9 protein-coding genes are annotated in these 13606 nt (G+C 47.4%); 5 read left to right on the top strand and 4 right to left on the bottom strand.

The window, feature by feature from the left end; translation table 11 throughout:
- Positions 1 to 159 precede the first annotated feature (159 nt).
- Positions 160 to 1098, bottom strand: a complete 939-nt coding sequence (locus RTV33_RS03525) for an AEC family transporter (protein ID WP_312641603.1) — start codon at positions 1096 to 1098, stop codon at positions 160 to 162.
- A 293-nt stretch (positions 1099 to 1391) separates the two neighbouring features.
- Positions 1392 to 3329 (bottom strand): threonine--tRNA ligase, encoded by a 1938-nt coding sequence (gene thrS / locus RTV33_RS03520; protein WP_312641601.1) that lies wholly within the window; start codon positions 3327 to 3329, stop codon positions 1392 to 1394.
- 704 nt (positions 3330 to 4033) lie between these two features.
- Here thrS and rny point away from each other — a divergent pair.
- The gene (gene rny, locus RTV33_RS03515) at positions 4034 to 5596 is read left to right on the top strand and encodes a ribonuclease Y (protein ID WP_312641599.1); all 1563 of its coding nucleotides are present in this window, start codon (positions 4034 to 4036) and stop codon (positions 5594 to 5596) included.
- 337 nt (positions 5597 to 5933) lie between these two features.
- Positions 5934 to 8279 (top strand): hypothetical protein, encoded by a 2346-nt coding sequence (locus tag RTV33_RS03510; RefSeq protein ID WP_312641597.1) that lies wholly within the window; start codon positions 5934 to 5936, stop codon positions 8277 to 8279.
- Between the two features lie 56 nt (positions 8280 to 8335).
- On the opposite strand, the gene RTV33_RS03505 is transcribed toward RTV33_RS03510, so the two are convergent.
- Complete coding sequence (locus tag RTV33_RS03505) at positions 8336 to 9661, bottom strand: D-alanyl-D-alanine carboxypeptidase family protein (protein WP_312641595.1); 1326 nt, start codon at positions 9659 to 9661, stop codon at positions 8336 to 8338.
- Positions 9662 to 9908: 247 nt separating this feature from the next.
- On the opposite strand from RTV33_RS03505, the gene RTV33_RS03500 reads away from it, so the two are divergent.
- Together RTV33_RS03500 and trmB are read left to right on the top strand one after the other, a co-directional pair.
- Positions 9909 to 10565, top strand: a complete 657-nt coding sequence (locus RTV33_RS03500) for a metallophosphoesterase (protein WP_312641593.1) — start codon at positions 9909 to 9911, stop codon at positions 10563 to 10565.
- Between the two features lie 110 nt (positions 10566 to 10675).
- The gene (trmB, locus tag RTV33_RS03495; RefSeq protein WP_312641591.1) at positions 10676 to 11341 is read left to right on the top strand and encodes a tRNA (guanosine(46)-N7)-methyltransferase TrmB; all 666 of its coding nucleotides are present in this window, start codon (positions 10676 to 10678) and stop codon (positions 11339 to 11341) included.
- A gap of 110 nt (positions 11342 to 11451) precedes the next feature.
- Here the strand turns inward: trmB and galE are convergent, their stop codons facing one another.
- The gene (gene galE, locus RTV33_RS03490) at positions 11452 to 12459 is read right to left on the bottom strand and encodes a UDP-glucose 4-epimerase GalE (protein ID WP_312641589.1); all 1008 of its coding nucleotides are present in this window, start codon (positions 12457 to 12459) and stop codon (positions 11452 to 11454) included.
- 277 nt (positions 12460 to 12736) lie between these two features.
- Here galE and RTV33_RS03485 point away from each other — a divergent pair, with 277 nt between their 5' ends.
- A complete protein-coding gene (locus RTV33_RS03485) occupies positions 12737 to 13402 on the top strand; it encodes an HD domain-containing protein (RefSeq protein WP_312641587.1) in 666 nt (221 codons plus the stop codon).
- Positions 13403 to 13606 lie beyond the last annotated feature (204 nt).

The following is a 13606-nucleotide window of genomic DNA, read 5'->3' as shown; positions in this document are numbered from 1 at the left end:
GATACAGCTTTTTCACCGTTGCTGTCAATAGGTTTTGCAAGATTTGTAGTAACGACTTGCAAATTTAATGGTTTTTCCGTATTTTTTCTACAGAATATTTATAAATTCTAATTTTTTGAATGGTTTTATTTCATATTTGTAAGAAATCCATATATAAACTTATGCCATGCTGTATACCGTAAGCGCCACAAATGCCGCCAATGTAATCAGAACCTGTACTGAAAGCGTGGTAGATATGTATTCCCCTTCCTGTAGCTCGTCTGCAAAAATGGAAATGGTAAACGAAGCAGGCAGTGCAAAGAACATACACATCGCCAAAAACAGGTTTTTATCAAACGGTATCAGCGAAAACACCAACGCCGAAAATACTGCCAATAGCGTGCCCATTATGACCATACGCAATGCTACGGTGGTAAGCACAGGTTTTATAAGCTTTTTGTCCATTGAAATCTCATAGCCGACCGTAAGCATAATCAGCATACCGGTGGGAGCTGTAATAAACTCAAGTGTGCCCGCCAGAACCTCGCCTGCCATGCTACCGGAAATCGCACTGCCCAAACCGGTTACACCCACTAAAATACCCAGCACTAGACCAATGATCACTTTGTTTTCTAAAAGGCCTAAAGCCATTTCCTTAGGTGTGCTTTTTTTGCCTGCCGCACGTTGTATCAGCATGGTATAAACCGTAAAGAAAAATATTCCATGGCCTACATCCAGCGTGACCAGATGGTGCATCTGCTCTTCGCCCGCCAACAGTATAAACAACGGGTACCCCACCAGCCCTGCCTCGGCACATGTAAGCAAAAAGGGCATTGCCTTATGCTCAAAGCGCAGCAGTTTGCGCAGTAAAATACCCGCACCCATAGCCAGCGCCATACTGACAAAGCCTATCGCCACTATAAAAAGCATGCTGGCATTGTATTCAATTTTGTAGAGCACGTTAAACAGCACCAAGGGCAGCATAATATTAAAAATAATCGATTTGATGCCCGCCAGCCCTTCAAAGCTGAGCAGCTTTGCTTTGCGGCAAACCAAGCCGAGTCCAATTGCGGCAAATACCGGTACAGCGGCTTGCGCAAGGTAAAGTGTCGTTTGCATGTTTTATCCTCCAAAAAAGGGACGCATACGGCGCCCCCTTTCTCTCTTCTATTGCAATATAAATTCCGACCTCTATCATAGCGTTTTAGGGTCTCTCTGTCAAGATGGCACACATCCACACAGAATTTAATAGAAATACGTTAGTACGGACAAATCATATACCGAGTGGTTGTGTCTCGACCTTTAGAATAGACCCAACAAGAGAAACCCGCGCACGTGAAAGTACTGGTGAAACGAACAAAAAAAGCAGGAGCGGGCACCGTTGCGGTGCCCGCTCCTGCTTTTTATTATGGCTATTTAATAACCTTGTTGTCAATTTCTTCTTTTGCGAGCTTAATGAACTCGTCCAGGCTCATGGTACCCATGTCGCCTTCTTTGCGGTTTCGAACCGCAACAACGTTATTCTCGATCTCTTTGTCGCCCAGTACAACCATATACGGGGTTTTCTCCAGCTGCGCCGCGCGGATTTTGTAGCCGATTTTCTCGTTGCGGTCGTCCAGCTCGGTACGGATGCCTGCGGCCTTCAGCTTGGCAACCACCTCTTTGGCAGCCTCGTGCTGACGCTCACCAATTGGCAGAACCTCAACCTGTGTGGGCATCATCCACATCGGCAGTGCGCCCGCGTATTTCTCAATCAGCAGAGCCAAGGTACGCTCGTAGCAACCCAGCGAGGTGCGGTGGATGATATACGGAATGGTCTTGGAGCCGTCGGTATCCACATACTCCATGCCAAATTTCTGTGCCAACAGCATATCAATCTGGATGGTGATGAGCGTATCCTCTTTGCCGTGCACGTTCTTCAGCTGAATATCCAGCTTGGGGCCGTAGAACGCAGCCTCGCCCGTAGCCTCTACATAATCAATGCCGAGGTGGTCGAGAATTTTGCGCATCTGCTCCTGAGCGGCTTCCCACTGCTCGGTGGTGCCTTCGTATTTATCCTTGTTATCGGGGTCCCATTTCGAGAAGCGGTAGCTTGCATCCTCATAGAGCCCCAGTGTTTTCAGCATATAGTTTGCAAGCTCCACACAGCCGCGGAACTCATCCTCAAGCTGTTCGGGTCTTACAATCAGGTGTCCCTCTGAAATGGTGAACTGGCGCACACGAATGAGACCATGCATCTCGCCCGAAGACTCGTTGCGGAACAGTGTGGAGGTTTCGCCCAGTCTCATTGGCAGGTCGCGGTAGCTGCGCATTCTGTTTAAGAATACCTGATACTGGAATGGGCAGGTCATGGGGCGAAGCGCAAACACCTCTGCGTCCTTCTCCTCATCACCCATCACAAACATACCGTCTTTGTAGTGATCCCAGTGGCCGGAAATTTTATAAAGATCACTCTTTGCCATCAGCGGGGTTTTGGTTAGCAGATAGCCGCGTCTCTCCTCTTCATCCTCTACAAAGCGCTGCAGCAGCTGAATGGCGCGTGCGCCCTTTGGCAGCATAATGGGCAGACCCTGGCCGATGGCATCGCAGGTGGTGAAGTACTCCAGCTCGCGCCCAATTTTGTTATGGTCGCGTTTTTTGGCCTCTTCAATCGCCGTCAAATGTGCCTCCAGCTCGCTTGCTTTTGGAAATGCGGTGCCGTAGACACGGCAGAGCATGGTTTTGTTGGAGTCTCCCCGCCAATATGCGCCGGTGGAGGAAGTAAGCTTAATCGCCTTGATGCGCGAGGTGTCGGGCAGGTGCGGGCCTGCGCACAGATCTGTGAAGTCTCCCTGTTTAAAGAAGCTGATCTTCTCGCCCTTTGCGGCATGCTCTTGAATCAATTCTACCTTAAACGGCTCGTCCTTCATCCGTTCGAGAGCCTCAGCGGGCTCCAGCTCAAAGCGCTCAAGAGGCAACCCCTCTTTGACGATTTTCTTCATCTCCGCCTCAATTTTAACGAGGTCATCGGCGGTAAAGGGTTTTTCAACGTCAAAATCGTAGTAGAAGCCGCCGTCAATCGCGGGGCCAATGGCAAATTTAGCTGAGGGGTACAAATGCTTCACTGCCTGCGCCAGCACGTGAGATGCAGTATGCCAAAACGCTTTTTTTCCTGCCTCATCGTCAAAGGTTAAAATAGCAAGCTCACAGTCTTCTGTAATGGGGGTGCGCAGGTCAACCACCTGATCGCCTATTTTTGCAGCGCAAGCAGCCTTATAAAGCCCTGCGCCCAAATCCTTTGCAATTTCCATTGCACTGATACCGGCTTCGTATTCTTTGACTACGCCGCCTTTTAGCATTACTTTAATCATTCTTTTTCATCCTTTCATTGCCTCTATCTAAAATATAATTTGTCTAACTGTTCTCTTTCCTATACAGCAGGTTCATCCTCTGCATAAAAAAATGCCCCATCCCTACAAAAATAGGGATGAAGCATACACTCCATGGTTCCACCCTGATTGTGCGGGCTTGCCGCCTGCACCTCTCAACGTAAGACGGTAACGGGTCTTAACCGGCGGGCATTCACCGCACTCAAAGGCTGGTAACGGCAAATCTTCCTCTGTAACAGCGCTTTCAGCTGGTGCGCTGTCTCTCTGAACAGGGGGATGGCGACTGCCGCCGTCCTCATCAAGGTATTGATATTATGAAATTAAATCTATGTTACCACCGAAAAATTAAAATGTCAACTGGTAAAAGCCGTACAATTGTTACAAATTCCTTGACAGAATGTTTGACACGATATAAAATAGTACTAGTGTGCAGACATGTTGCATTTTTCAGCGGATATTTCCGCTTTCGGATAAGATTCTAAAGCTTCGTACCAGAGTAGGCTTCCAGCAGCGGATAGCCTATTCGATGTACCATTCGAAGAATATTGTTCTACAAAAAATGCCGCCTGTTTAAATACGGACGGCACATATTTTTTTAAGAGAAATATGTGTTCTGCTCCCGACACTACATTAGATTAATTCAAGGCTTGAAACAAATTGGAAAAAGGAGGTTTCAGTAGCGAACTATGGGAACAGTATCAGTATTAGTTTATGTGATCACAGCCGTTGTTGCCTTGCTGGTTGGTGCAGTTGTTGCGTTCTTTTTGGGCATCGCCTATCGGCGTAAAGTTGCCGAGGCGGAGCTGGGCTCGGCCGAAGAAGAAGCAAAACGCATGCTAAGCGATGCAATTAAAGCAGCTGAAAGCAAGAAAAAAGAAGCAATGGTTGAGGCAAAAGACGAGATTTACAAAATGCGTCAGGATGCCGAAAAAGATGTAAAAGAGCGCCGTTCCGAGGTGCAAAGGCAGGAACGCCGCCTGGTGCAAAAAGAAGAATCTTTAGACCGCAAGATTGAAAACCAGGAGAAAAAGGAAGAGATTTTACAGTCTAAAATCAAAGATGCCGAAGAAAAACTCTTTGAAGCTGAGGAAATCAAAAAACGTCAGTTCGAAATGCTGGAACGCATTTCGGGGCTGACCTCTGAGCAAGCAAAAGAATATCTGCTCTCTAACCTCGAAAATGAATTGGTTCATGAAAAAGCGCTTAAAATTTCTCAGTTCGAGGCACAGATGAAAGACGAGGCCGATACAAAGGCACGCGAACTGATTACCACTGCCATTCAGCGCTGCGCGGCAGACCATGTGGCTGAGGCAACCGTATCGGTTGTTCCTCTGCCAAACGACGAGATGAAGGGCCGTATTATTGGACGTGAAGGAAGAAACATCCGCACCCTCGAAACCCTTACCGGTGTGGATCTTATCATTGACGATACACCCGAGGCGATTACACTCTCCTCTTACGATCCTGTCCGGCGCGAAGTCGCCCGCATCGCTTTGGAGCGACTGATTCAAGACGGACGCATCCACCCCGCAAGAATTGAGGAAATGGTGGAGAAGGCACAGCGCGAGGTCGACGTTAAGATTAAGCAGGACGGCGAGCGCGCTGTAATGGAAACCGGCGTACATGCCATGCACCCTGAGCTGATTAAGCTGCTCGGCCGCATGCGTTACCGCACCAGCTATGGGCAAAATGTACTGAACCATTCGGTTGAGGTTTCTCACCTTGCCGGTATGATGGCGGCAGAGCTTGGCGCAGATGTAAACCAAGCAAAGCGTGCCGGTTTAATCCACGATATTGGCAAAGCACTCACCCACGAAATTGAGGGCTCGCATGTCGATATCGGTGTGGATGTAGCGAAAAAATACAAAGAAAACGATGTAATTATCAACGCGATTCACGCACACCACGGTGATGTGGAGCCAAAGACCATTGTTGCCTGCCTAGTTCAGGCAGCGGATGCGATTTCTGCGGCACGTCCCGGTGCAAGACGCGAAAACCTCGAAAATTACATCAAGCGTCTTGAGCGGTTGGAAGAAATTGCAACCTCGTTTGAGGGTGTTGAAAAATGCTTCGCCATTCAGGCAGGCCGCGAGATTAGAATTATTGTAAAGCCCGATATTATCTCGGATGACCGGATGACCCTGGTTGCCCGCGATATTGTCAAGAAGATTGAGTCTGAGCTTGATTATCCCGGACAGATCAAGGTGCATGTCGTCCGTGAAAGCCGCGCAATCGAATACGCCAAGTAGCAAGCTATGTCCGAAAGCAACTCGGACATTATCTGATACAACAGCAGCAAACCATTCGCCTAGTGCGGGTGGTTTGCTTTTTTTATGCAAACGTACGGTACACCTATTGTACGGCATACCCTTGTCGCCCGCATCCCCTCCACTTCATGATATGCAAGCTGTGAGTTACCTGCTTTTCACGGGCATCTTTACTAATTTTAGAATAAGTGCAATAAAAAATGTTAAATAAGTTACTAATAAAATGTAAACGATTTTTACAAATACTGTAAACTACATTAAACTTGTGTTATGATGAAATTGTTAAATTATTTTCTATTTTGAAAGAGGTGTTAAAACAATGAGAAAATCTATTTCTAAAGCAATATTGTTTATGATTGCGGTTGTAACGGTACTTTCAGCCTTTGGGATTACCACAGCATTTGCGGCGGATCCACCGTCAGCTTCTATCTCCATTGCCGATGGAAATATAACCGTAAACAAAGGTACAGGCAATAACATTACTGTTACTTACGGAGCCCCCCAAGTTACTTCACCGGAGTTTGACAGCGGGCAAATTATTACGGTTACTGGCACATCAACTACCAATACCGTTACAGTGGCCGATGCTGCCACCGCCAACATCAAGCTGAACGGTGCAGCCATTACCGCGCCTACAGGCAAAGCTGCGCTTGCAGTCGGCACAGGGGCGGCCGTAAACCTCACAACAGACACCGCGAGCACGCTTACCGGCGGCATTAGCGGCAGTTTCTCGCTAAGCGCGGGCACGCTGACTGTTTCTGGCGGTATAGGCGGTAGCCTAACCGTAACCGGTGGTACAGTTACCCTGCAAAACGGTACAGTAAGCGGTACTACAAGTGTAACAGGTGGAAAGCTTACTATCGGCAAGGATGCAACCATACCCGCTAAATTGACCATTACCAGTGGTATTCTGACCGCTGCTGACGGTAACACTGTGCTTTACAAAACTGTAATCACTCTGCCAACAGGGAATGCAAACACAAATATAAGTTATTCTGTGGACAATTCGTCAACCTATAAACCCGTTACCACTGATAACAGCGGTGCTTTCACCGTATATATGCCGGTAAAAGCAGGAGATGCCAAAACAAAATTTATCATTAAAAAGTTAAGCTCCGAGATTTTTGAGGTAGAAGGCAAGATTAATAATGATCACAATAACAGGCTTACTGCTGCTGCAGCCGTCTGCACCTGCAGCCTAACCGATGCAAAGCTAACTCCCAGTACTACGGAAATTATTATACCCGCCGGTGCTACAATCGCAACCATTCCCCTTAACCCCAGTGCAACCGGAAATTCAACGGGATGCATTCTTCACCCAGTCGGAACCACAGTGACATACAGTTATGTCACAGAGCCTTTGGGCAAAGTGATTGTTGATAATAACTTGACTGTTAACAATGCTGATGCCGGAACACAAATTAAAGTAACAATGACCGCAAAATTGGGTGATCAAACCCAAACTGCTGCGCCGGTAACCTTTACGGTTAAGAAAACTGTTACACTAGCAGTACAAGATGTAAACTCTATTCGCCACAATCGAGATTTTGTAATACGGCATGACGGTGGGGTTGGCTTTAGCAATGCAATGATAACAGGGCAGTTAATTAACGGCGGCTCAGCAATCGATAAAGCATACTATACTGTCACTGAGAATGAGATCACTGTTAAAGGTGACTATCCCGAAATTACTGCTGGTAATTCTTTAAGCATCAGCGCTGTTGCTAATAATTATCCCGTTACACCCACTCTTTCTATAACAGTATTAAAGAACATCGGCACAATCCAACAACCCGCCGATATTACAGGTAAAGTTGGCACGTCATTTGCTAACCTTGCGCTACCAAAAAAAGTAAAGGTTATTTTAGATGGAAACAGCAATGATACTATTGATTGTGATGTTAACTGGGTACAGGGCAGTTATAACTCGAACAGCACCTCACGCCAGTCCATCAGCGGCAGCACCCTACTGAACATCCCCTCCCATGTATCCATCGCTAACCGTAACGTTGCCATCAACGTCACCCTGCGCCGTGCTTCCACAGGTGGTAGCTCCTCCAAAGAACCGAACTATGAATATGAGTTCTGGATGGACATCAAGGATAAGGTCATTGATGCCGACAGCGGCGACACCGTGCGGGTATACGCCAAATCGTACGACAATATCCCCGCCGTCATTCTGGAAAAGCTCAAGGGCAGAAGCATTACGCTCATCATTGAGCGCGACAAGGGCAAGGATATTACCATCTACGGCAAAAACGTCAAAAAGGTGGAGAGTAACCGCATCTATTACACCTTGTCAGAGCTCGAAACCCTGTACAAAAATGCAGGTAAGCCCGACGCATCATCATCATCGTCCGTTTCCTCCTCTTCAGCATCCTCGAAGCCGACCGTAGTTACCCCCATTGTACCATCTACACCTTCGGTAAGCTCCTCACAGAGCTCCAGCGAATCTTCCAGCGAGTCTTCACAAGCGGTTGATTCCTCCTCGGAGGAGGAGCTCGAGGAACCGTCTGAGCCGGTAGATGTCGATCCGGAGCCGGAGCCCGACCCCGAAAGAAAGAAAATGTCCCCTTTGCTCATTGTAGTTCTAATTACAGTTATCGTAGCGGCAATCTCGGGTATTGTGGCTTGCATCGTACTCCAGCGAAAGAAATTCAACTAACGCATTAGAAAGGCTCCTGTCTGGTTCAGACAGGAGCCTTTGCTTTTGTGTTAAAACTATCTTCTTGGGCGGGTGCTTCGGCTGCGGCGCAGGTTGCGGTTACGTATCACCATCAATACAATATAGAACAATACAAACGCTACAAGAAAAATCACGCCGAACTTAAACCAGAACGACAGCACAATGTTTTCTGCTTGGTCAAGCACATAAAGCACCTGGCTGCGTTCCGCGCTGGAGGTCGCCACCAACGGCACCTCACCAATCTGCTCACCGGCGAGAATCAACCTTACCTTACCAACCTCGTCACCCTTTTTTACGGGTGCTGTGATGTGCTCAGGTAGGTCGTACTCCAGTACCACACTAGAAGGCTCGATTTCATCGGGTACCAGTGAGGTAAAACGCTCACTGCTTTCCAGCTTCATATGGTCGGTGTTCTTGGCAAGCCGCAGTGGAATCTCCGTAATATCACTGCCTTTTTCCATCAGTGTTTTAATACTAAATGTATCAAATGCCCACTGGTACAGCTGCTTGGTGTCGGTAAAGGCATTGTTACCAATCTCTCTGCCGTTTTCATCATCCATCAGCGGGGCACCTAACACAACGCACAGGTAATCAAAGCCATTCAGCGAGGCCGTGGATACAAAACATTTTCCCGATTCATCCAGCGTACCGGTTTTCAGCCCCTTTACCGGAGCATAGTAATATTGGGTACCCTTTACCATCATTTTATTGGTGGTGTTCCATGCGAGCGAATCGTGAATATTGGTAGAGCCCACCTGATAATGCGTAGTAGACGCAATTTCAAGAAAACCCGGAATACCGATTGCATGCTTTGCAATCAGGTACATGTCCTTTGCTGTGGTGTAGTTGTTTTCGTCAAACAAGCCATGCGGGTTGGTGAAATTAGTGCCGGTGCAGCCAAGCTCTTTAGCGCGCTCTGTCATCATCTCGGTAAAATAGGCAATGCTGCCGTCGCCCAAGTAATCGGCCACAATACTCGCTGCCTCGTTCGCGCTCTGCATCAGCATCGCATAAATCAGCTGCCGCATCGTCATGATTTCGCCCCGGCGAATATCGCCTGTGGAAACATTCTTGCCGTAAAACTCATCGTAGATGTACGCTTTTGCGGTAACCGTGGTGTTGTCGAGGTCGTCAACCAGCTCAAATGCCAAAATACAGGTCATCAACTTAGTGAGCGACGCGGGGTACATCTTTTTGTCGGCATTTTTCTCATAGATGACATCGCCTGTGTTCAGATTGACCAAATATGCCGCTTCGGCGGTGATGTCGAACGGTGGAGTATATGCCGCCGACACAGAAAAAGCGGCAGTACAAAATATCACCGTCATTAGCAAAGCAAGGGAAAAACTTAGTTTGCGCATATACAGTTGCTCCTAGTTTGTGATATAATAACCGTATTACGGTTATTATCTTTTATTTTAATCGTATCCCTTTGGCTTGTCCCCAGTGGGAAAACCAAATAACAGCAGATTATCTTAAGTATTTATTATAACAGATATTTATCTAAATAAAAAGGTTATCCAAGTTTGTTTACAATTTGACAGAAGTTTTCCCCGCCGGCAGCCTGTGCGGTAACGTGGCACTGGTGGGTCTCAAGGAGGTCACACAATGGTATACGTTACAGGAGATATGCACGGCGAGTTGGATCGTTTTAAAGCCCCTGCTTTGAAAAAACTGCGCAAGGGTGATACCCTGATTGTCTGCGGAGATTTCGGCTTTGTATGGAACGGCAGCAAGGCAGAACAGCGTATGCTGAAAAAACTAGGTAAACGCAAGTATAACATTGCGTTTATTGATGGCGTGCACGAAAATCACACCCTGCTGCAAGGCTATGAGGTCACACAGTGGAACGGCGGAAAGGTGCATAACATTTCGGGGCGGCTGTTTCACTTAATGCGCGGACAGGTCTACAACATCGACGGAAAAATCATCTTTACTCTGGGCGGCGGTGAAAACACCGATGTTGACTGTGAAACCCCCGGTATGGCCGATTGCCTGCCCACCATAGACGACCTGTACGAAGCCAACCGCAACCTGCAAAAAGTAGACTACATCGTGGATTATGTCATTACACATGACTGCACCGGTATTGTAAAAAGCTTTTTGAATATGGATAACAACATTTACAATCATCTATATGCATTTTTGAACGAAGCGGCGAAAATCATTCACTTTAAAAAATGGTTTTTTGGCTACCAGCACATCGATAAGGTGATACCACCCAAATATGTGGGTGTATTCAAAGAGGTTCATCGGTTGGATTAACAAAGCAAATGGAACTGTTCTGTATTTTAGCAAGGAACCGTAATATTAAAACTGTCATCCTGAGCGCACCGCGTTTGGGGTGACAATTCTTTTGTAACAGGAGTAATTTTATGCGTTTACGTAGAAAACCATGGGCAAAGCCCGAGCTGGATGCTTGTCCCTTTTATACTGAGCACCCAAGTGAGCACCGCGGTAAATGGCGCGAGTGGTTCGGCAACGATAAGCCAATATATTTAGAGCTTGGCTGCGGTAAGGGTGGGTTCATCTCAAAACAGGCAGCGACAGATTTTGAACACAACTACCTTGCGGTGGATTTAATTGATGCTGTGCTGGGGCTTGCCAAGCGTAATATCGAACGAGAATACGCCGCGGCAGGCCGTGAAACTGATAATATTCGACTGATGACACAGGACATTGAGCGCCTGTTTTTGATGCTGGAGGACGATGTAGATGAAATCCATCGTATCTATATCAATTTCTGCAATCCATGGCCGAAACTCCCCCAGCAAAAAAAGCGCCTTACCCATCCCCGCCAACTCACCACCTACAAGCGGTTTTTAGTGGATGGTGCGGAGCTCTGGTTTAAGACGGATGACGACGGCCTATTTGATGATACCTTGGGGTACCTTGAAGAGTGCGGCTTTGTCATAAAATATATGACACGCGACCTACACAGCAGCGGTTTCGAGGGCAGCGTACCCACTGAGCATGAAAAAATGTTTTCTGAAGAGGGGATTCCCATCAAATTTTTAATCGCTGTTTTTCAGAAGCAATAAGTCGTAGTGCCCATACACGCATAATCGGCGACAAAATAAAACAGGGACCGTGTGTTGTCCGCCACACGATCCCTGTTTTATGAAAATGAAAAAATGAAGAAAGCTAATTGTTACAGCCCATTGGGGTTGTTTTTGGTAAAGTTCCACGAATCCACACACATACGGTCAAGATCGAACTCCGCCTCCCAGCCAAGCTCGCGCTCCGCTTTGCTGCTATCTGCATAACAGCTTGCAATATCGCCGGGGCGACGGGGAACAATGTTGTAGGGTACATCCATACCGCTTGCTTTTTTGAACGCTTCCACAACATCCAACACGCTGTAGCCCTTGCCGGTTCCTAAGTTGTAGATGTTTACGCCGTTTTCGCTGTCCAGCTTATTGAGTGCCTTGAGGTGCCCTTTTGCAAGGTCTACTACATGGATATAATCGCGAACGCCAGTGCCGTCGGGAGTGTCGTAGTCGTTGCCGTAAACGCTCAGTGCCTTCAGCTTGCCCGCAGCAACCTGTGCGATGTAAGGCAGCAGGTTGTTGGGGATACCGTTGGGGTCTTCGCCGATCAGCCCGCTTTTGTGTGCACCGATGGGGTTGAAGTAGCGCAGCAGTACCACGCTCCACTCATTGTCGGCGGTATATAGGTCGGTGAGCATCTGTTCGTTCATCACCTTGGTGTAGCCGTAGGGGTTGGTTGCGGAGGTAGGCATCGTCTCAACAAACGGCACCTGATTGTGCATACCGTAAACCGTTGCCGAGGAGGAAAATACGATTTTTTTGCAGCCATGCGCCGCCATTACCTCGCACAGCACCAAAGTGCCGGTCAGGTTGTTGTAGTAATAACGCAGCGGCTGCGAAACGCTTTCACCCACGGCCTTGAGCGCCGCAAAATGAATAACCGCTTCAATCTTGTTTTCATCAAATATTTTAGAGAGTCCCTCTCTGTCCAGCATATCAACCTCATAAAATTTGAAGTCTTTGCCGGTAATTTTGCGAATTCTGTTGAGCGCCTCGGGCTTAGAGTTAACAAAGTTGTCGGCAATTACGACCTCTCTGCCCTGCTCAAGCAGCTCCACAACGGTGTGGCTGCCAATAAAACCTGCGCCGCCTGTTACTAAAATCGCCATAATGACATCCCCCATATTGTTTAAATTTGCACAAATGTGTTCAAAATTATCCATATTATATAATGCCTGTATTTTGCTTTATCCTTGTGATTTTAGTATATTCTTTTCCCACCCGCAAAGTCAACCGATATTTCAATTTTACAACATAAATCCATAAACGTGCAACAGGCAGGCAGCAATTGCACAATCTTACAAAAGTTTTACAATTAGCATCTGATATTACGGTGCAAAATCCTGTATAATAAACTCAATCGACAATTGAAACGGAGGCGCCCCTATGTCACGAGTAACTTTTGAGGATGTTAAAGCGAATGAAGCCATTCGCATCTATATCAAACGAGCCGACGAAACCCTAATTGCAATGGGCTTTACCGAGCACTCGTTCGCCCACGTGGGTAAATGTGCGCAGCAGGCTTATGAAATTTTAAACACTTTGGGCTATGAGAAGCGCATTTGTGAACTGGCGCAAATTGCTGCCTATATGCACGACATCGGCAACGTTATCAACCGTGAGGATCACGCACAGAGCGGCGCGATTATGGCATTTCGCATCCTTGACCAGATGGGTATGCCGGCCGATGAAATATCCACAGTGATCACCGCCATCGGCAACCATGATGAAAGCACCGCAGTGCCGGTAAACGCCGTCGCTGCCGCGCTGATTCTCGCCGATAAATGCGATGTTCGCCGCAGCCGTGTGCGAAACCGCGATATCGCCAGCTTTGATATCCACGATCGTGTCAACTATGCGGTTGAGCGTTCGGAGATGACCCTTGCGGACGATAAAACAGCGGTCACTCTCGACCTCACCATCGACCCCAAAATATGCCCTGTGATGAACTATTTCGAGATTTTTCTTGGTCGCATGCTGCTCTGCCGCCGCGCCGCAGATTATCTCAACCTCAAATTCAAGCTTATTATCAACGGTTTGGACGTAATGTAAACAAAAAAGAGCCGCAGCTTAGATGGGGCGCAATGGGAAAGTTTGGGCGAGTAGCTTTGGCTATTCGCCCTTTCTTTGTATCATAGGGGCTTGAGGCGTGCCCAGACCAGCTTTGTTTGTGCCAAGGCAAACAATATGCAGGTCTGCCAAAGGGCATAAAATCCGCTTTACGATGATGTTTTATTGTGCTAAAATGTTCACATA

Origin of the sequence: Hydrogenoanaerobacterium sp., from assembly GCF_032017025.1 — a bacterium.
Classification (GTDB): domain Bacteria; phylum Bacillota; class Clostridia; order Oscillospirales; family Ruminococcaceae; genus Hydrogenoanaerobacterium.
The sequence above is the reverse complement of the archived record's forward strand: the minus strand, read 5'-3'. Positions and strand labels throughout refer to the sequence as shown.

Excerpts from the sequence above, each read along its gene's own strand:
- RTV33_RS03525 (WP_312641603.1), bottom strand. The coding sequence starts at position 1,098 with ATGCAAACGACACTTTACCTTGCGCAAGCCGCTGTACCGGTATTTGCC.
- thrS (WP_312641601.1), bottom strand. The coding sequence starts at position 3,329 with ATGATTAAAGTAATGCTAAAAGGCGGCGTAGTCAAAGAATACGAAGCC.
- rny (WP_312641599.1), top strand. The coding sequence starts at position 4,034 with ATGGGAACAGTATCAGTATTAGTTTATGTGATCACAGCCGTTGTTGCC.
- RTV33_RS03510 (WP_312641597.1), top strand. The coding sequence starts at position 5,934 with ATGAGAAAATCTATTTCTAAAGCAATATTGTTTATGATTGCGGTTGTA.
- RTV33_RS03505 (WP_312641595.1), bottom strand. The coding sequence starts at position 9,661 with ATGCGCAAACTAAGTTTTTCCCTTGCTTTGCTAATGACGGTGATATTT.
- RTV33_RS03500 (WP_312641593.1), top strand. The coding sequence starts at position 9,909 with ATGGTATACGTTACAGGAGATATGCACGGCGAGTTGGATCGTTTTAAA.
- trmB (WP_312641591.1), top strand. The coding sequence starts at position 10,676 with ATGCGTTTACGTAGAAAACCATGGGCAAAGCCCGAGCTGGATGCTTGT.
- galE (WP_312641589.1), bottom strand. The coding sequence starts at position 12,459 with ATGGCGATTTTAGTAACAGGCGGCGCAGGTTTTATTGGCAGCCACACC.
- RTV33_RS03485 (WP_312641587.1), top strand. The coding sequence starts at position 12,737 with ATGTCACGAGTAACTTTTGAGGATGTTAAAGCGAATGAAGCCATTCGC.